The 18,332-nt window shown below is 70.4% G+C and carries 18 protein-coding genes and 1 pseudogene; 4 read left to right on the top strand and 15 right to left on the bottom strand.

Going from position 1 to position 18,332, the window contains the following annotated elements; translation table 11 throughout:
• Positions 1-26 precede the first annotated feature (26 nt).
• The 10 genes from FRCN3DRAFT_RS0233580 to FRCN3DRAFT_RS0233530 all read right to left on the bottom strand — a co-directional run bounded on the left by FRCN3DRAFT_RS0233580 (position 27) and on the right by FRCN3DRAFT_RS0233530 (position 10,123).
• The gene (locus FRCN3DRAFT_RS0233580; RefSeq protein WP_007507675.1) at positions 27-2,105 is read right to left on the bottom strand and encodes a site-specific integrase; all 2,079 of its coding nucleotides are present in this window, start codon (positions 2,103-2,105) and stop codon (positions 27-29) included.
• Positions 2,102-2,512 (bottom strand): helix-turn-helix domain-containing protein, encoded by a 411-nt coding sequence (locus tag FRCN3DRAFT_RS50790; protein ID WP_007507677.1) that lies wholly within the window; start codon positions 2,510-2,512, stop codon positions 2,102-2,104. Before FRCN3DRAFT_RS50790 ends, FRCN3DRAFT_RS0233580 begins: the two co-directional genes overlap by 4 nt.
• On the bottom strand, positions 2,509-3,606 hold the full coding sequence (locus FRCN3DRAFT_RS47445) for a tyrosine-type recombinase/integrase (protein ID WP_007507678.1): 1,098 nt from the start codon (positions 3,604-3,606) through the stop codon (positions 2,509-2,511). Before FRCN3DRAFT_RS47445 ends, FRCN3DRAFT_RS50790 begins: the two co-directional genes overlap by 4 nt.
• A 230-nt stretch (positions 3,607-3,836) precedes the next feature.
• Positions 3,837-5,072 (bottom strand): site-specific integrase, encoded by a 1,236-nt coding sequence (locus FRCN3DRAFT_RS0233560; RefSeq protein ID WP_106410327.1) that lies wholly within the window; start codon positions 5,070-5,072, stop codon positions 3,837-3,839.
• A 126-nt stretch (positions 5,073-5,198) separates the two neighbouring features.
• A complete protein-coding gene (locus FRCN3DRAFT_RS0233555; protein ID WP_007507682.1) occupies positions 5,199-5,501 on the bottom strand; it encodes a hypothetical protein in 303 nt (100 codons plus the stop codon).
• A 192-nt stretch (positions 5,502-5,693) separates the two neighbouring features.
• Entirely contained in the window at positions 5,694-5,885 is a 192-nt protein-coding gene (locus tag FRCN3DRAFT_RS0233550) for a helix-turn-helix domain-containing protein (RefSeq protein ID WP_007507683.1), read from the bottom strand.
• Between the two features lie 37 nt (positions 5,886-5,922).
• Entirely contained in the window at positions 5,923-7,626 is a 1,704-nt protein-coding gene (locus FRCN3DRAFT_RS0233545; RefSeq protein WP_007507685.1) for a replication initiator, read from the bottom strand.
• Positions 7,623-9,263, bottom strand: a complete 1,641-nt coding sequence (locus tag FRCN3DRAFT_RS0233540; RefSeq protein WP_007507686.1) for an FtsK/SpoIIIE domain-containing protein — start codon at positions 9,261-9,263, stop codon at positions 7,623-7,625. Before FRCN3DRAFT_RS0233540 ends, FRCN3DRAFT_RS0233545 begins: the two co-directional genes overlap by 4 nt.
• A 129-nt stretch (positions 9,264-9,392) precedes the next feature.
• On the bottom strand, positions 9,393-9,713 hold the full coding sequence (locus FRCN3DRAFT_RS0233535; protein WP_007507688.1) for a hypothetical protein: 321 nt from the start codon (positions 9,711-9,713) through the stop codon (positions 9,393-9,395).
• A complete protein-coding gene (locus FRCN3DRAFT_RS0233530; RefSeq protein ID WP_007507690.1) occupies positions 9,710-10,123 on the bottom strand; it encodes a hypothetical protein in 414 nt (137 codons plus the stop codon). The genes FRCN3DRAFT_RS0233535 and FRCN3DRAFT_RS0233530 overlap by 4 nt, the downstream gene beginning before the upstream one ends.
• Before the next feature lie 182 nt (positions 10,124-10,305).
• Between FRCN3DRAFT_RS0233530 and FRCN3DRAFT_RS0233525 the strand changes: the two genes are divergently transcribed.
• Complete coding sequence (locus tag FRCN3DRAFT_RS0233525; RefSeq protein ID WP_007507691.1) at positions 10,306-10,695, top strand: helix-turn-helix domain-containing protein; 390 nt, start codon at positions 10,306-10,308, stop codon at positions 10,693-10,695.
• Between the two features lie 95 nt (positions 10,696-10,790).
• Here the strand turns inward: FRCN3DRAFT_RS0233525 and FRCN3DRAFT_RS0233520 are convergent, their stop codons facing one another.
• On the bottom strand, positions 10,791-11,291 hold the full coding sequence (locus FRCN3DRAFT_RS0233520; RefSeq protein WP_007507693.1) for a hypothetical protein: 501 nt from the start codon (positions 11,289-11,291) through the stop codon (positions 10,791-10,793).
• Positions 11,292-11,495: 204 nt separating this feature from the next.
• On the opposite strand from FRCN3DRAFT_RS0233520, the gene FRCN3DRAFT_RS0233515 reads away from it, so the two are divergent.
• Positions 11,496-12,836, top strand: a complete 1,341-nt coding sequence (locus FRCN3DRAFT_RS0233515) for an NsdA family TPR-like regulatory protein (protein ID WP_007507695.1) — start codon at positions 11,496-11,498, stop codon at positions 12,834-12,836.
• A 25-nt stretch (positions 12,837-12,861) separates the two neighbouring features.
• The gene (locus tag FRCN3DRAFT_RS0233510) at positions 12,862-13,554 is read left to right on the top strand and encodes a 2'-5' RNA ligase family protein (RefSeq protein ID WP_007507697.1); all 693 of its coding nucleotides are present in this window, start codon (positions 12,862-12,864) and stop codon (positions 13,552-13,554) included.
• Between the two features lie 181 nt (positions 13,555-13,735).
• On the opposite strand, the gene FRCN3DRAFT_RS0233505 is transcribed toward FRCN3DRAFT_RS0233510, so the two are convergent.
• Complete coding sequence (locus FRCN3DRAFT_RS0233505; protein ID WP_232794233.1) at positions 13,736-14,827, bottom strand: pentapeptide repeat-containing protein; 1,092 nt, start codon at positions 14,825-14,827, stop codon at positions 13,736-13,738.
• A 604-nt stretch (positions 14,828-15,431) separates the two neighbouring features.
• Between FRCN3DRAFT_RS0233505 and FRCN3DRAFT_RS0233500 the strand changes: the two are divergent.
• A pseudogene (locus FRCN3DRAFT_RS0233500) lies at positions 15,432-15,994 on the top strand (IS66 family transposase); the annotation flags it as partial.
• A gap of 108 nt (positions 15,995-16,102) precedes the next feature.
• Here the strand turns inward: FRCN3DRAFT_RS0233500 and FRCN3DRAFT_RS58340 are convergent.
• Genes FRCN3DRAFT_RS58340 through FRCN3DRAFT_RS52140 form a run of 3 tightly spaced genes read right to left on the bottom strand, consistent with a single transcriptional unit; the run spans position 16,103 to position 18,324 of the window.
• Positions 16,103-16,678: a Pycsar system effector family protein gene (locus FRCN3DRAFT_RS58340; protein WP_483414353.1), complete on the bottom strand. Its 576-nt coding sequence runs from the start codon at positions 16,676-16,678 to the stop codon at positions 16,103-16,105.
• Between the two features lie 51 nt (positions 16,679-16,729).
• On the bottom strand, positions 16,730-17,236 hold the full coding sequence (locus tag FRCN3DRAFT_RS52145) for a pyridoxamine 5'-phosphate oxidase family protein (protein ID WP_007507702.1): 507 nt from the start codon (positions 17,234-17,236) through the stop codon (positions 16,730-16,732).
• Positions 17,237-17,241: 5 nt separating this feature from the next.
• A complete protein-coding gene (locus FRCN3DRAFT_RS52140; RefSeq protein ID WP_157845288.1) occupies positions 17,242-18,324 on the bottom strand; it encodes a Gfo/Idh/MocA family protein in 1,083 nt (360 codons plus the stop codon).
• Positions 18,325-18,332 lie beyond the last annotated feature (8 nt).

Here is an 18,332-nt window from a genome sequence, read left to right as displayed (position 1 = left end):
GGAGAAGATCGACTGGTAGCTATTCGTCAGGGCTGGTAGTCACGGTCACGGACGAGTTCAGCGGCGTAGTGGTGCCAGGTGCCCCCAGCCTGAGCGGTCCAGCGGGCGGCGGTGGTCGGGTGCATCGAGAGCATGTCGGCCAGGACGGCGGTGGGGAGTTCGGCGGCGAGCTGGGTTATCGCGGCGCGGCGACCGGCGACCGCGGAGACCCCGAGCTTGCGCAGACGCTCCCCGAGCCGGGCGGGGGTGATCGGTTGTCCGGGGAGCAGGCCTGGGAACAGCCAGCCGGTCGTGGCGGGTGAGCCGACGCCGACGTGGGGACGGCCTTCGTCGCGTAGCCGCGGGACCAGGCTGGCGAGCGGCTTGGGCAGGTGGATGCGTTCGGTGCCGATCTGCAGGTGCACGGTGTCGCCCGACTGGTGGACCTGGCTGGTCGTGAGCGCGGCGATGCGGGAGAGTTGTTGGCCGTAGAGGAGCAGCAGTGCACCGGCGACTCGGTCGGTCAGTTCGACGGTGTCGTCGTGCAGGAGCCGGGCGAGCAGCGCGGTCCGCTCGTCCTCGCTGGTGGCCGGGCCGGTTGGTCGGGGGCGGGCGGGGACCGTCAGCGCTCGGGTGTGGCCGCGCCCGGCGGTCCAGGCGAGGAAGTCGCCGACGTCGTGGGCGGACGGGGCGCCGCTGGTCAGCCAGAGGTCGACGGTGTGCTGGTCGAGCTCGGCCAGGGTGGTGCCGTGGTCGTGCAGCCAGGCGAGGAACGCGATCGTGACGTGGACGAGTTGCGTGGCGCGGGCGGTCACCGTCCGGGGGCCGCGGGAGTGTTCCGCGCGGCGGCGCAGGCGGCGCAGGACCCGCCAGGTGGCGTAGGCGGTTGCGACACGTCGGTGTTCGGGTGGTTCGACGTCTGCGAGCCGGCGGGCCAGGCGCTGTTCGGCGCGGGCGAGTGCCTCGTCGCGTGCCGGGAGTAGCTGGTGGGCGACCAGCAGGGTGCGCAGGTAGTCGGCTGCGCCGCGGCGGGGATGGGCGTCGAGCGCCTCGTGGCTGGTTGGCAGCCGGCCGGCGGCCAGGTCGGCGAGCAGCGCGCTGGCCGCGCCGGTGCGCAGCCAGTTCAACGCGGTGTAGGGGTTCGGGGTCGCGCAGATCGCCTCGGCCACGGCGGCGAGGTGGGCCGGGACCTGCCCGTCGTCGGCGGCGAGCAGCACGGTCGTGCGGCGTCGCAGGGAGCAGGTCGCGCAGCGGCCGGCGTCGAAGAGCTTGTCCTCGAGGCCGCAGTCGACGCAGCGGTGGGTGACCGGCAGACCGGTGCAGTCGGCGCAGGTCGTGGCGTCGACGCCGGGGGGATGGACGAGGCGGCGGGTCTGGCCGCAGGACGCGCAGGTGCCGCGGTGGCGCAGCGCCGCCGTGTAGCACGGGTCGCAGACCGGCCCCTCGGGCCAGCGGACGGCCGGTGGCCGGGTGGCGCCGCAGCGGGCGCACGGCAGCGCGCGCCGTGGCGTGCACCTCTGACAGAGCGGGGCGTCGCTGCTGGCGAACGCGCAGGGCCGCCGCCGCCCGCAGACCGAGCAGACCGCCTCCGGGAGCGTGAAGCAGTTCACGCAGATGTCGGGCTGGCCGTCGTGCGCGCGCCGCGCGATCCGGCGCACCGTGCCGCACACACCGCAGCGGCGTTGGACCCGGTCCGCGCAGCGCGCGCAGACCGGCTGGCCCTGCGGGTCGCGGCCGGCTACCGGTTTGACGATCCCGCAGCGCACGCAGGCGGTTGCCCGGGCCCGGTTGTGGCAGCGCGAGCACAGCCCCTGCCCGTCGCCCTGGCGGGTCAGCGGACGGCCGGTCGCGCCGCAGCGCGCGCATGTCGGCACCGGCAGCGCGCCACCGACCGCGATCAGCGTCTCGACGAGCCGTCCGACCGCCGGTGGCGCGCCGACGCTCAGCGCGGCCGGGTCCGTGGCCAGCGCGTCGGCCAGGTGCCGCAGGCTCGCGCCGCTGACCGCGCCCACCGCCGCGGCGATCACGTCGGCCGGTAGGGCCGGGTCGGCGGCCGCCACCGCCGCGGTCACCGCCACCCGGCGGGCCGCCACCTTCTCGAGCCGAGACGCCCAGGGGCCGGTCATGACCCGGTCCCCGGGCCGGGGACGGCGGTGATCTCGGCGCGCCGGGGCCGCAACGGCATCACGACCGGCGAGGACACCGCCCGCGGCGCCGTCGTGGCCGGTGCCGTCGTGTCCGACGGTGCCGTGTCCGCCAGTGCCGCGGACGCACCGGGGTCGGCGGCGCGCCGGGGCCGGCCCCGGTAGGGCTCGACGAGGTCTGTGGGCGCGCAGCCGAGGATGTCGCAGAGCGCGGCGAGCGTCACCAGCGACAGCCGCTCCGGGACGCCGGTCACCAGCCGGTAGACCTGCTCGCGCGAAAGCCGGACACCCCGCTCGGCGAGCAGCGGGACCAGCGCCGTCGTCGCGAACAGCCCACGCTCGGCCATCAGCTTCCGCAGATGCCAGTAGTAGCCGACCTGCGCGCTCACCGGTCCTCCGTCCCGGCCACGGCGTGCAGGACCGCCGCGAGCGCCGCGGTAAGCATCCGGTTCTTCGCGTCCGCACCGACGGTGGTGTAGGTCGCGGTCGTCGAGGCCCACGAATGGCCGACCTGCTGCTGGACGAACAACGGATCGACCCCATCCTCGATCAGGTGCGAAACGTACGAATGCCTCAGACAGTGCACGGACAGATCGGCGGGAAGCCCCGCCGCGGCCCGCCACCGGGCGAACCGGTCGTCCACCGACCGGGTCGAGATCCGGTTCCCGCGCTCGGTCAGCCAGACCGCTGGGCCGGCCGACCCCGGGAACTGGGGGCGGACCACCGTCAGGTACTCCTCGAGCACCCCGGCCGCCCACGGGAACACCGTCGCGACCGCGCGGCGCCGCGGCGGACCGCCCCGCATCGCCTTGCCGAACCGGACATGGCAGACACCCAGCGAGCCCAGCTGCCGCGCGGCCGGGTTCGTCGAGAAGTCGGCGAGGTCAAGATGGACCGCCTCCGCCCGGCGCAGCCCCCAGCCGTAGATCACCTTGAACATCGCCGCGTCGCGGAACGCCTGCAGCCAGCCCTTGCGCCGGCTGCCCGCCAACTGCTCGACCCAGTCGTCGGCCGCGTCGAAGAACGCCTGCAGCTCGGCGCGCGTCAGCGGCCGCCGCTCCGGGCGGCCCTCGTGGTCGGCGACGTGCGTCGCCATGTTCTCGTCGTGGCAGATCCGGCTCGGCGCCAGGCCGACCCGCTGCTCGCACTCGGCGACCCAGCCATACCGCGGGTCGCACGCGTAGTCACAGAACATTCCGACCGCGCCCTGGTAGTTGCGCACCGTCGAGTGCGCCCAGCCACCGGCGGCGACCCAGCCCTCCAGCTGCGCCGGCGTCCACGTCCACGGCCAGCTGCCGCTGGCCGCCTGGAAACGGCGCACCACCCGTTCCCGGCCGTCGATCAGCGACGAGCTCAGCCGGCGGCTGACCTGCTGGCGGCGGAAACCTGCCAGCATCTCGTCGAACAGCACCGGCTCCGCCCGCAGCGGCGTCGCGCCGTCCACGAGCGCCAGCGCCGCCGTGCCCGCGGTCCTCGACCGCATATCAGCGTCTCCCTACGCGTTGCGCCAGCCGCCACATCGCGGCACCGAACGCAACGTCACCAGACGCCGCAATCTGTCATCGAATGCATCGAAGGAGTGATCACAGCAGGTCAGACGGCATGTCGCCCATGTCGTCAGCCCGCGCGAAGAAACCCCACTGGCACAGAAACTCCCGCTCGCGGGCGATCACAGAAACTGCCGAATGTTGCATCAGATGCAACATTGCCTAGTTAAAGCATGGTCGCGAATGCGTGGCGGAGGTCATGCAGCCGCAGCCACGGAAGGCCCGCTTCCTTGCGGATCCGGTCGAAATGGCGGTTGACGTTTCTCGGCTCCAGCGCCGTGCCGATAGTCGTCGTGAAAACGAGGCCGGTTTCCTTCCAGGCATCGCCGCGGCCGGTTCGTTCGGCTCGCTGTGCCGCACGGTGACGGCGCAGGATCTCGACGAGCCGCGGCGGGATGGGCAGCCGGCGCCGCGACCGTTCGGTCTTCGTCGGGACGAAGGCGAGCTTGCCGTCGACCCGCTGGAGGCCGTGCCGGACGTGCAGCACAGCGCCGTCGAGGTCGACGTCGTCCCAGCGCAGGCCGAGGATCTCCGCGCGCCGCAGGCCGAGCATGAGCCCGCACGCGAAGACAGCTTCGAGCCGATCGCTGCGCAGCACCTCGACAAGCCGGCGCGCTTCCTCGGGGCGCAGCGCTCGAACCTGCGCGTGCGGCGCGGACGGCGCCCTGACCGCCTTGGCGACGTTGCGCGGCACCAGGTCCAGCCGTTCCGCTTCCGACAGCGCGTTGCGGATCAGCCCGTGAACATGGCGGACGCTCGTCGGGGCGAGCCCGGCCGCCTTCGCCGCCGCGACGAGCCGGCGCACGTCGAGCGGGGTGAGCTTGTCCAGCTGGATACGGCCGATCGCCGGGACGATGTGCGACGCGATCAGCCAGCGGTACGAGCGCAAAGTCGACGGCCGGGTGCCGTCGGCCGCCTTGATGGTCAGCCACTCGGCGAGCCACTTCTCAACCGTGCGCCGCTCCGCCGTGACGTTGACGCCGAGTTCGGCGGCCCGCTTCAGCTTCTCCAGCTTCGTGCGGCACTCAGCCTGCGTCTTGGCATAGACGGTCTTGCGGACGCGCTTGCCGTCCTTCCAACCGAGGTCGACGCGGCCGACCCACAGGCCATCGCTGGACCGCTGGAACAGGCCGCCGTCGCCGTGCGCCCGCCGGGACTTCTTCTTGTCGCTGGCCCCCTTCTTCCGCGCGGGCTTGGCCTCGCCGGACGGCGTGCCGTCGACCGGGTCGCCCGCGGGTCGGGAGCTGCCGGAACCTTCGTCCGACGGTTGCGGAGAGATCGAACGCGCCATCTGGGTTGTGCTCCTTCTATGAGAGGGACGAGGGCAAGGAATGCGGTCTTCCGGTTCCGGTGGCGTTCGGTTCTCTGGCGCGGGGAGGGTCCGTCGGGGGTCCGGCCGCATCCAGGGCGCTGCGCGTCGCTGCGCGATCGGCCTTCGGCCGACCCTGGACCCGTCCGGCCCCCCGACGGTGTGAAGCGCCAGCAGAGAACCGGGAAAGAAGTGGGGAGCGGGAGGTACCCCGGTGGCTCAGCCGCGCGCCGCGCCGGCCGGGACCAGCGGGGATGGCGGGAAGAGTGGGATGCCGTCCAGCTCCGGCGGTCCGGCGGGGTTCTGCCGGAAGACGAGGACCGCGTCGACGTCGCCGAAGTGCTCCAGGAAGATCACGCCAGGCGGGAGCGTCGCGAGCGCGGCCACGAGGTCGATGGCGTCGGCGCCGGGCCGGATCGTCAGCTCCCGGTCGCCGTCGGGCGTGGCGCGGACGTAGACGAGGGCCGGGCCGGTTTCGGGGGTGCGCCACGGCGTGGCGTCGTCAAACGGAAAGATGTCCATCAGGGTGTTGCTCCTTGCGGTGTTCAAGGGGTGCGCCTCAGGTCCCGGTGGGTGTTGCCGCACCTACCGGGGCCGCCTTTCGATCCGTGTTCCGTGTTGCCGGACGCGGGAGTTGCCGAGAGCGGGACGAACTCCGGCGCCGTCCGCCAGGTCGCCGAGGTGGTCCGCGCGCCTGCTTGCACGCTGCCGGTTTCATGCCGCGGCGCCGTTCTGCTCGTCGCGGAGTCGGTCGATGTAGGCGAGCAGCGCGGCGTGTGGGATGCGGCGAGCCCGCCCAATCTGGACCGATTCGAGGTTGCCGGCGGTGAGGAGTTCATAGACGGTCGAGCGTCCGAGGCCGAGCAGTTCGGCCGCCTCGACGGGGGTGAGCAGGAGCTTGGTCACGTCGTTCCTCCTGTCGCGGGAGTCGAGGGAGGCCAGGTCAGGCCACGTCTGGCAGCGCGCTGCCGCCGGCGGGTGGCCCGGTCGTCGTGGGGTTCGCCAGCTGGGCGTGCCAGCGTTGCCGGTTGGCGATCGCGTGGATGATCAGGTGTTCGCGTCGTGGCGCGTTCGGGTCGCCGGGCCGGATCAGTTCCCAGGAGACGCGCGGCGCGCCGGCCGGGTCGCCGGTCGTCTGCTCGGCTGGACTGCCTGCGTCGGGTCGGTGGCCGAGGGCTTCGAGCTGAGCCCGGACGAAGTCGACCCGGTCGGCTTTGTGGTCGGACAGCGTCTTGCCGGACCATTTGCGGGAGACCAGGACGCGGCGGCCGCCGAAGCCGAGCGTTTCGCGCCGGTGTGCCTTGCCCTTGCATCGGCCGGGGACGAGGCCGGGCCGGGCGTTGCGTGGCGCGATGCCGTGTAGGAGCCAGTTGGCGCAGGTGGGCGAGCACGGTTCGTAGCGCAGCGCCGCGGCGAGCCGGTCGACGTGCGCGCGCTGCCGGTCGGTGTCGACGGCGTGGCAGGCGTCCAGCGACTTGGTGAGGTACTTGGTCAGGTAGCCGATCAGCCGTCCGGCCGTGGCGCTGTTCGACGTGACGCCGTCGGCCTGGATCTGTGGTCCGAACCTGACGACGTGCGCGGGTTGATCGTCCGGGCCGATGGCGTCGAGCGCCTCATCCCACGACGTCAACGCTGCCTTGGTCGCCGGGTCGACGTAGCCGGCCGCCTGCTCGTCCCACACCGGCAGCCCTGGGCCATCGGGCGCGTAGACCGGCGCGTCGGTGGGCGGCCACCACACCTGGTGATAGGTCGCCGCCGCGACCTGACGCAGCACGACCCGGGGAACCGTTCCGCGGAACGCGGCGTGCAGGTGCGGCGCGAGCCGCCGCTGTGGCTCCAGGACGGCGAAGTACTGGACGTCCCAGCCGACCGCGCGGCGCAGGTTCTGCCAGAACCGATCGACGAGTTTCGGGAAGTGGATCGCGTCGCGGGCCGCCCGCCGGTAGTCGTAGCCGTCCGGGTCTACCGGGGTTCCGTCGCCGAGGACCTTGCCATAGGTGTCGCAGGTGAGCGTGAGGAACATCGACGGCCGCCAGGCCGTGCCATCCGCCGCCACATACGTCCGCCCGACAGTGCGCTTGTCGACCGGGAGCCGAGGCAGGTCGGCGACGTCCTGACGCCGTTTCGTCGACCTGCTCCGCCGCGGCCGCGTCCGATCGTCCGGTGCGGCCTTGCCGCGGACGCCGAGGTCGGCGAGGGCTTCGTCGACGTGACCGATCACCTGGTCGGCATCGGCGACGCCGGCCAGGTCGCCTGCCTGCTCCGCCTCGGCCCGGATCGCTTCGAGGTCCGCGCGCAGCCGGGCGAGTTGTTTGGCGTCGTCGTCGGGCGGGTCTGGTGGCGGGAGGGGTTCGTCGTCGAGGTGCCAGCCGGTCTTGCACTGCGCCATCCGTAGTCGCCGCGCCCGCTCGGCGCAGGGCGGGCATTTGCTGGCGAGGGTGGCGCCGCAGGGTGCGGGGATGATCGTCGTCTCGCCGGTGTCGAGGTCGACCCGGCGCAGCGCGATCGGCCGCACGCACACGCCTTCCTCGACCGCGACCGCCTCGACGACATGGCGCGCGAGCGGCATCCGTAGCCGGGCGAGCCGGGAACCGGGCCGCGGTTCCTGCTCGCCGGGCGTCGCGCCGTCCGGGCCGGGGGTGGTCACTGGTCGCCCCAGGGGTTGCCGTACTCGGCGAGGTCAGGCACCCAGCCGCCCGTTTCGGGATGCGGGCCGGGTCGCGCGCCGGCCGCCCTGCGCCACGGCCACGTCCGCCGCCGAGGCCGAACCGGCGGGCTGAGATCGTCAACGGCCCGGGCGCCGCGCAGCCGCAGGAGATCGACGAGGTCCGGCGCTGTCGACGGCGCGGGCAGCGCAAGAACCGGCCCCGCGGCGGGCAGCCGGTAGCGGTCGACGGTGCGGCGGATCTCCGCGTCATCCGGGAACGAGGCGCGGACGCGGACCGGTTCGGCACCGCCGTCCTCGGCGACATAGCCCGTGCCCTGCTGATCGGTGCCGATGTCCTCGCAGCGCGCGCCCTTGTCGTGCGCGCCGTCGCCGAGGACAAGGTCGACCTGATCGGCCTCGACCAGCCGCAGCGCGACCCGGACCGGGAACAGGTCCCGGAACGGCAACGTCTCCTTGCGCGGATCTTGGACGGCCGCGACCACGACGACGCCAGGCGCGCGGCCCTGCGACAGCAGGAGCGGCAGGGAGGCCGACAGCCGCCGTTTCAAGTCCCGGTCGGTGACATACGCGGTCAGCGCGGCGATCTCGTCGACGACCACGACGATCAGCGGCTCATCCCGGGTCGGCTCGTGCAGCCGAGTCACCCCGCGCAGCACGTCAGCCCGCGCCTGCATCCGCGTCACCGCGTCGTCGAGCAGGTCCGCGATGGAGGGCAGGTCGTAGGCGAACCGGGCGAACAGCGGTGCGCCGGCCGCCATCTCCATCCCGCCCTTGGGATCACACACCCACAGCTCGACGAGGCCGTCCCGCACCGCCGGGCCAAGTGCGCGGATCAGCGACCACAGCACCGAGCCCTTGCCCGACCCGGTGGCGCCGGCCACCAGGACGTGCGAGCCGCGCAGCTGCAGCAGCCACGGCCGGCCGTCCTCCCGCCGGCCAACGACCAGGTTCTCGAGCCCGGCGCCCGGCGCGTCCGGACCGTCGACCGGGTACGGCGCCACAGTGCGACCGAGCGAATCGCGGCGGTAGAAGTCGACCCAGACGAAACCGACCCGCTCCGCACGGACCCGGCACGCCCGCGTCCGGTAGACGTGGCGCAGCGCCTCCGCCTGCTCTGCCCAGGTCTGCGGGGTCTGGCCGGGAAGCAGTTCCACCCGCAGGGACTCGACGGGGCGAGAGGTGCGGAACGCTCGGATGCGCGGGAAGTACTCGTCGAAGGTCACCCGCTCCGCGTTCGACGCAGGGATCCGGATCGCCAGGCCGCAATGCACCGTCGCCGCCCGCCACCGCCGCCGGTAGACGAACACGAGCCGCAGCCGGCCCCAGGCCCACCAGGCCGCCTGGTTGAACGACGACCGATGGGCCAGCCGCCAGGCCATGGACACGAGCACGACCGCGGCGGCCAACGTGCCGAGGCCGAGCAGACCCGTTGCCCGGTAGAACGCGGTCAGCACGACCAACACGGCAACCGCGATCGGGTGCCGCATCAGCAGGAGGACCAGCCGGCCCACGAGCCGGGCCGCCAGGCCTACGAGCAGCACCCATAGCGGGACCCGGATTTTGTCGTGCCGCGCCGGCAGCGACGGGACCGGACGATCCCCGTTGATTCTCGGCATGACAAAGCACCACCCGTTTCACGGCACGGCAAAGCCAGGGGCAGAAACACGAAAGAGAAAGGCGGGCAGGCCCCGGAGCGCCGGACGGCTATCGGCCCGGCGCCCCGGGAAGCCCGCGAGAAAGCGCGCTCAGACCGCGCGTGAGGCCGGCGGAATCTCCGCCGAGACCGGACCGGGCGCCGAGCCGCCCGGCGTGTTGCGCTTAGTCGTGGCGAAGCGTTCGCAGTCCTCGGTGAACCGCGCGGCAGCGTCCGCGAACTCGCGCACGAACCGCATCGGCGCCTCGCCGAGGTCGCCGGTCGGGAAGGCGATCGTGACTGACACCGCGCCCATATGCAGGGACAGGATTGGAGATCGGTGCGGGTAGGTGTGCAGGTCGATGACCGCGCCGCCGCCGACGGTGAGATCCGCCGACAGCCGTGTCATCGAGGACACGCGGTCGCCGCTCACGCCGCCGCTCCCGGGTTCTGACGGGCCGGCAGCGGCGACGCCGGCCGCATGCCAGACGCCCGCAGCGCGAACATCAGCTTCGGCCGCTGGCCGTTCAGGTCCAGCCACGGGATGACCTGCACCCCGACCAGCTCCACCGGCCGAAACGGCGTCCCCGGAACGGGGTCCGGCGGCACCGGCGCGACCTCGGCCGCGATCTTCACCTTCAGTTCCGCCGTCCGCGCCGCCGGGTCCGCATCCAGGACCCGCACCGCCCACACGAGCAGACCCGAGTGCGGGTCACGCTCCTGCGTGTCGTGCGCACCCGCCTGGACCTTTTCGAAGTCGTTCGAGGGCTCCACACCCAGCACGTAGGCACCGTTCGGGAACACGTCTCCGAACGCCACCGGAATCCGACGAGGAATCGCCACCGCGCCACACCTCCTACCCGCGCATCCGGACCATCCGGACACTTTGGGGGTGCGTTAACGATGCGCGCGCCATGAACCGCTCGCCAACCTGCTATGCGCCTGTGTATGACGCCAGGGTATAAACCACGATCACCCGCCAGGCGCTGTTTGCTTTCGAGCCAAAGGGCGAGTTTGCTTGATCCATGGGGACGACGGACAACCTATCGGCCAGGCCGCACACCGCCCGCGGACCGGTCGACGGCGAGGACTGGGCGGCAGTCGCCGACGCGCTCAACCGGCGCATGGCCGCCCGCCGGATCGGTCAGCAGGAGCTTGCCAACGCCGCCGGTGTCTCTGTCTCGACCGTGCGCGCGCTCCAACGCGGCGCGACCGGCCGCCGCGTCCAGAACGCCACCCTGACCGCCATCTGCCGCGCCCTCGGCTGGCCCGACGACCGCTTGTTGCGTGTCCTGCTCGCCGAGCCACCCGCCGACGACCCCACGTCCGCGGAGACTGCCGCGCAGATCCTCGCCGCCGTGCTGCGCATCGAGCGTCACGTCGAGCAGATCGCGCGCCACCTCGCCCCGGCGTAGGCACCGGCGAGCCCACGGCCCGGGAAATGACGAGGGCCGGACCCGCGGACGTCAGCCCGCCAGGTCCAGCCCACCAGCCGTCTGGAGTCGGTCGCCTACGACACCGCCGGTATGCCGTGCGCGTCGGTTCGTGGTTTCCCCATCCCGGTCAGCGCGCGGCGCATCGCGCCGAGCGCGTCGGCCTGCCCGGCCGCGAACGCGACCCGTTCCGCCGAGGTCATGAACCGCTCGCCCGCCGACAGCCCACCCGGACCGACCGGCCCGACGAGCATCCCGCCGTGCTCGACCACCTGGTCCACGAGCGCGCCGAGTAGCTCCCGCCGGGTTGGCGCCTGCTGGGCCGGCCGGTACACGAGGACCAGGTCGACGTCGCCGAACGCCTCGACGAACTCCAGGCCTGCCGGAAGCTTCGCGATCTGGGCGCACAGCTCCGCCAGATCCGAGCCCGTCCCGACCACGAGCGCCCAGTCGTCCCCTGCCCATGGCGTGGCCACCACCCCCGGCGAAGCACTCTTCCATGGGGACACATCCCCGCCGTCTGTCGCCACATCGAGCCCGCCACCCTGCTCCGCGTCGTCCGCCAGGTCCTGCACCATCTGTCGCTCTCCGATCCGCTCACCGGCCCAGGTCACCCCGCCGCATCGGGCGCCGTTGACCGCGCGGCGGGGTTGGCCGGAGCCTTTCCGCGATCAGTGCGCATCGGAAAGAGCTACGGACGTATACGAACCGTGGCTACACTTCCGCATAGTGCCGCCACCGACACGGTAGGGAACCGCCGCCCGCACGGAAGGCCCGCGCACATGACCCCACGCAGCCCCCGCCCCGTCACCCCGCCCGGATTCTGGCAGCGCCCCGACGTCACACAAGCCCTGGCCAGCAGGGATATCGGCGCTGTCCTGAGGATCTACCAGCGGTGGACCGGCGCGACCCAAACACAGATCGCCACCGCCTGCGAAGTCCCGCAGTCGCACATCTCGCACATCCTGCGGGGAAAGCGCCAGGTCACCAGCCTGGATATGTACGAGCGGTTCGCGCGTGGCCTCGACATTCCCCGCGCCCTGCTCGGACTCGCCGAGCCGGCAACGACCAGCGAACCGCCAGTAGCCGAGCGCACCGGCCCGGACCGGCGGACGGTTCTCGCCGCGACCGCCGCCAGCGTGGTCCTGGCCGCCGATGACGAGCTGGACGAGGTCACCCACCGCATGCAGCTGTTCGCCGCGTCGAACGTCGACGATGCCGCGGTCGAGCAGCTGGACATGAGCGTGGACCTGATCGGCCGCCGCTACGAGGCATCCGACGCCAGCTCCGTCTACCCGACCGCGCTGCGCCAGCGCCGTTACGTCGCCGAGCTGATGAACGGCCACCAGCACCCGCGCTACCGCGGCGAGCTGTACGTCGTGGCCGGCAAGCTGTCCGGCCTGCTCGGCTACCTCGCGTTCGACCTCGGCAACGAGTTGCTCGCCCGCGCCTACTGCAACGAGGCCATGAGCCTGGCCCAGGCCGCCGGCCATCGCGACCTCGCCGCGTGGGTGCGCGGGACCCAAAGCTTCGTCGCCTACTACGCGGGCCGGTACAAGCAGGCCCTGGACTACGCCCGTGACGGGCAGCGCTACGCCGCGGGCGGTCCCGCGTCCATCCGCCTTGCGATCAGCGGCGAAGCGCGCACTCTCGGGAAGCTGGGTGACCGTCGCGGCGTGGACGACGCCGTAAGCCGCGCGCTTACCGCCCACGCCCAGGCCGACGACGTCGACCCGGTCGGCTACTTCCTGTCGTTCGAGCCGTTCGGCGCCGCGCGTCTGGCCGGCAACGCCGCCAGCGCCTATCTCGCGTTGGGCGCCGTCGACCGCGTCCGTGAGTTCACCGACCAGGCCATTCCCATCTTCGCCCGGTCGAACTCCGCCGCCAGCCACGCCCTGACGCTGGTGGACGCCAGCATGACCTACCTCGTCGGCCGCACTGCCGAGCCCGACCGCGCCGGAGCCCTGGTCTCCGAGGCCCTGACCGTCGGCGCCAACCTCAATTCGCAGATCGTGGCCCGCCGCGCCCAGGACTTGGTCACCAGCGCCGCCCCCTGGTCGAGCGTCCCCGAAATCGCCGAGGTCGCCGACTCTGTTGCCGCATGGCGTGCCCCCAACGCCTGACTCACGCCGGCCATAGCCTGACGGAGTGCCGCACCCTCACGAGGACCAAGTCGACGCCGAGGACTGGGAAGCCTTCCAACACACGGAACGGATGGCCGACCACTGGTACTGGCGTCCGGGTCACCGCCCCGGCCGCAACTACCTGACGTGGTACGTCGTCTTCGACGACCAGGCCCTCCGCGACCACGTCGCCGCGCATCAGAAGGCATTGGCCGATCTGGACTACCTCGACCCGGTCCCCGCGGACGGCATCCACATGACCGTCCAAGGCGTCGGTTTCCCCGACGAGGTCGACCCCAGCACCGCCGCCCGCATCGGCGAGCAGGCCACCGCCCGCACGGCGGACATCGAGCCGTTCACGCTGACCGTTGGCCCGATCGCCGCCTATCCCGGCGGCACGTTCCTCCGGGCTGCCCCCTGGCGTCCGGTCGCCGAGGTCCGCGATCGTCTCCGCGAGTCCATCGCCGCCGAGCTCGGCGCCGACCAGGTCCCCGCCGAGCCAGCCCGCTTCAAGCCCCACATCAGCGTCACCTACTGCAACGCCACTCCACCGGCCGCCGAGGTCGTTCGAAGGTTGGCCACGCTCCGACGCGAGGTCCCACTGGTCGAGGTCCCAGTCACCGGCGTACATCTGCTCGAACTCCGCCGCGAGGGCCACACCTACCGGTGGACCAGCCGCCACGAGGTCGCGTTCACCGGGCGGCATCCGTCGCGGTAGCGCAACAGCCCTGGCTGTCCAGCTCCGCCTGATGTTTGATGTTTTCGTCCCAGGTCATGGCCGACGGTCGATCTGATGTGGAACGGCGGGCCTTCATGCTCCGGACCGGCTACCTGGTGGTCCAAAGGAAGGTTCGCCGGCTGGTCGAACATCCGAACACCCAGGGGGTCCCGCCCGCCCGTCAGACCTCTTCCTCCGGGGCCGGCGGCGGCCACCCCGCCGGCCGCACGATCTTGTCCGGCTCCTCTGGCAGTCGCGTCCGCTCGTCCCCGAGTGCCACGTCCACCTGCCCCTGCATCAGTCGGCGGACGCCGCTGAGGTCCGCGCCGTGCAACTCGGTGTCGGTGAGGTTCGTCCGTCCCAACTCGGCGTCGGTGAGGTTTGCGCCGTGCAGCTTGGCAACCCTGAGGCTCGCCCGGTTCAGATCGGCGCCGGTGAGGTTCGCCCCATCCAGCCTGGCACCGGTGAGGTTCGCCCCATATAGCGAGGCGCCGGTGAGGTTCGCCCCATCCAGCCTGGCGCCGGTGAGGTTCGCCCCATATAGCGAGGCGCCGGTGAGGTTCGCGCCTTCCAGCCGGGCGTAGGCGAGGTTCGCACCCAGCGTGGCGCCGGTGAGGTTCGCCCCATCCAGCCTGGCACCGGTGAGGTCCGCCCCGCTTAGCACGACGTTGCGAAGATCGGCGTTCGTGAGGACGAGGCGGGCGAGGCTGGCGGGACCGGCGAGGTCGGCGCCATCCAGGTCGGCGCGGGGGACGTCATCGAGCCCGGGGAGGCGGGCGAGGATCTGGACGGCGGTACGGATGTCCGGCGCCGGCCGCGGCGGCGGGTCCTGCCCGTCGGCGGGCGGGAGTGGGCGCAGGCCTGGATCGGTGCTGCGGGTGCGCACGAACGCGGAGAGCACCTCGACGACCGTGGGCTGGTCGTCAGGGGAGTCCTTGGCGAGGCGTGCGAGGGCGTAGATGCCGCCGAGGCGGATGTCCAGGGTGACCGAGCCGAGCTGGGTGATCGCCTGGGTGTAGCGGCTGGTGCGTTGTTCGTCCAGCTCCCGCAGATGGGTGTCCCGGTCCCGTTTCCGGGTGAGTTCGTTGGCTTGGCGGGTCTCGCGGAGGTTAAGTGTCACCCCGGCAAAAGCGATCAGTCCAGCAGCGAGAGTCATGATCCCCAGCCGGGTAGTCGCCGCGGCGGCGGTACGGGCGTCAGCCTTGGCGCCGCCGGTGTGCAAATAAAGAACAGGAGCGATGATCCACAGGGTGACCAGCCCCCCGGCGGCCAAGAGTAGGACGAGCGCGTAGCCCACTCGCCAGCGGCATACTCGGCGGCCAGCCCGTCTCACAACTCCCCGCACCATGACGACGTTGTACGTCACCGCCACCAGCCACGGGAATACATGGCACCAGGATGACGGCGACGCGCTCGACAAACGCGCTCTGGGACCCATTCCCGCGCCGATCGATGGGGTCGTTCGCCAGCCCTCCGCCCGACAACGGACCGTGTGTGGTCGTGTCCGAGTAGACCCGACGGCCCGACTCCGGTGGCCTGTCGGCACGCGAGTCCGCGCAGCAGCGCGCCAACTGCCGAATCGTCCGATTTAGGATCAAGCGTAGATTGCCGGTGGCGCCGCGCGGCGGCTGCGCGCGGCGCTGGCGCGCCGTGCTCGCCGGCGCGTCGACCGGTCCGCATCAAATCGGAACTACGGTGAAGCCAAAGCGTACCGTCGTGAACGGTCGCGGACGTATCCAGGCGTCCATGCCCCTGCCAATCCGGTTCATCATCAGCGCCGAATAGAGTGTCCACTCACGGGTTGGGCTGGCGGGGCTGCTGAGTTGGGCGGATGTTGAGGTGACACGCCGGGGCCGTTGCTTGATCGGGGTTGGCCGCTGGGCGAGGGCTGGGCGCAGGTGTGGGACGTGCTGCCGGCGCTGCTGGAGAAGGTGCACCAAGTGCTGCCGCGGCGGTGCTGCTGCTGCTGCGGGAAGGTAACCACCACCGAAGCGCCGTTCGCCCGGCCAGGTCGTGTGCCTATGGGCCGAACCTGAACGGCGTGGCGGTGCTGCCGGCCTCGGGGGGCAACGTGCCCGTCGAGCGGGCCGCGGGGCTGGCCGACGGGCTGCTGCGGGAGGCAGTGTCGTCCGGGTTCGTCGCCCGCGCGAACGCCCAGCTCGCCGAACAGTTGGCCGCCGCCGGGTTCGACGCGGCGATGAAAGCGGCGCTGGCGCCGAGCCGGTGCTATGCGCGGACGAGACACGAGACACCGGTCAACCTGTCGCACAAGGATACCGACGTGACGGGGAACCACTGGCGGGCCGCCCGCACGTGGTCACCGTACGGACCCCGGGCCTGGTACACCCCGGTCCAGTCGCGCTCGTCGAAGGCGATCAAGGACCTGGGTTTGCGCGACGGGTTCACCGACTACCTGATCCGCGACGACTACTTCGGCTGGGCGGACGCGCCCAGGCCTCCGACACCTCCGCTCCGAGCCGGACAGCACACTCCGCAGGACGGCCGGCGCAGGCATACCTCCATTTACCAACAAAAGAACATAGGCACATTACCTAAGCGATGTCACAAAATGACTGGCAAATGCGCAAAGTAGGGCGACGAGCCCAACACCAGTCGCCACCCAACCTCTATTCACCCATCGGTGCTTATGTAAAACGTTCTTCGACAAGATTACGATCTGTTGCGCCAACGCCTCGGATTCGAAAGGTCCGTCCGCTCGACGCAGATATTCCACAGCGAGAGTCGGCTCAAGTACCGCGATCATTCCAAACCACCATGCCACGCGAGGCGAGTAGGTACTGATGTCGGCGACATCAACACCAAATCCCCGCAAGAGGCTCCCAATTCTCGCATTTCGCATTCGAGAGAAGAGGCATGCCAGAGCGCAGCCTATTGACGAGATCACGCCAATAGCAACGACAGATGCGAAGACAATATCAGACGACGTCAGATTTATCCCACCAGCCGTGCCCGCGTTTGCGCCCAACAATACCGATCCCAGGACCGTGATGAACACGCCGTCCAGCGCCAACAAGAATTGCGCCTTCGAGTCGGCGAGTTTGTACCACTCGAAGACGTCCGCGTTCAGCCGTCTGAGAAATTCTAACTCCGAGGGGTCGGCCAATTCCAGCTGCCCATTCTTCCGTTTCGAAATGCGACGCCGACTCGGAAGACTTCATCCGACGGGGAAACTGGCGTACTCGGTTGTTGTGCGGTTGGCACTAGGGCTTTCGTCTATGAGCTTCACCCTCTCAGCCTGGAAGACAAAGAACGTGCTTTCAGTCGAGGTCAAGAGCATTGTCTCCGGGTCAGAGAGCTTCTTGCCGGCGCCTTCAAATGCACTGCTATAAAGCGTGATCACCTGAGCCATCTCTTCGACGTCGGCGCATGCCCGGACCTGGCCCCGAATCTGGATACCAAACTTGGCCGCGTACGTACTCTCCGGGCTGACGACGAGGAGCGAGGCGCTCGGGCTGCGGGCCACGTTCCTCATGTGTTCACTCGCTCGCCGGCTCTTGAATCCGAACCTGCCGTCGCCTAGGTATACATAGAACACCGCGCAGATTGACGGGCCCTCCCCGCCCACCGTCGCTAGCGACGCAATAGACGCCGAACGAACAATCGTGGATACGCGCAAACTCAGCTCAGGGCTGAGTGTTCGATCTTTCCCAAACAATCCCATGATTGCTACCTCCCGAGCGCGTCAAGAATTGCCAGCGTGTCGATGCCGTCACGCAGCGTCGCCAAATTGGGGCCTACAGAAACGCCGCGCAGTGTGGCGACGATCTCATTAGCGTATGACGGGAAAGCGACTCTGAACAGCGAAGGATTCAGTTTCGGTGGTTCGGAGCCGCTCGCCTGAACGAGATTTCCGCCCTCAGAAAGGTGGTAATGCCACTCCTCAGCGTCGGTGAAGACGTCCAGCCGTCCACGACCGTCGACGAAGGAGAACTGGATCAAACCTTCCGTGCCCTCGATATCGAACTCCAGGAGGCGCGGACCTGCACCGGCCCCTGTGCAGAAGAGTTCAGACCAGCAGCCGCCGACGAAGAGTCCGCACCCGAACGCTTCGTCCGCGGCATCCTTGCGGTCGGCAAGCGCTGAAATCCATGTGCCACGCGGCGTTACGGCAGTTCCGAAGTGTGGCCCTGATCCAAATGGGCGGGGCACGTCGTCAAACTTGTGGCCGGACACAAACACGCCGAGGTCAAGCAAGTGCGGTCCCATAGCGAGTCGCTCTCCACCTCCCTTAGACCGTGCTCCTACCCAGTCCGCAACGCTATCTGCTCGGAACGCAGATGTCCGCTCCCGCAGTCGCACCGAGAAAGCCCTTCCGATCAACCCATCCTGGACAATCCCCCGCACATACTGAAAGGCAGGGAGACCCCGAAGCTGGACACCGTGGAACACGGGTCGGCTGCTCCCCAGAATACTCTGGTAGATCCTCGACGCCTCGTCCGCGTCCCGAGCGACGGGTTTCTCGACGAGCAATGCACACGAACTGCGGCTGAGCGCGCCCACCAACGTTCCTCGTTCGGCCGGCGGCGTGGTGACCGCAACCAGGTCTGGGCCCGAGGCGATGAGCTCGTCGAGGGAACACGCGAGTTGACTCGGCAAGCCCGCATTCGAGAGCAACTCCGCAGCCCGTTGCGGGTTGGAACCGACGACACCGACAATTTCGACACCAGGCACGGCAGCGAAACCTGGGAAGTGGGTACGAATACCGACTCCCGTCCCAACGATACCGACCTTGAATGGTGACTCTGACATTATTTCTT

Source organism: Pseudofrankia saprophytica, assembly GCF_000235425.2.
Lineage (GTDB): Bacteria > Actinomycetota > Actinomycetes > Frankiales > Frankiaceae > Pseudofrankia > Pseudofrankia saprophytica.
The sequence above is the reverse complement of the archived record's forward strand: the minus strand, read 5'-3'. Positions and strand labels throughout refer to the sequence as shown.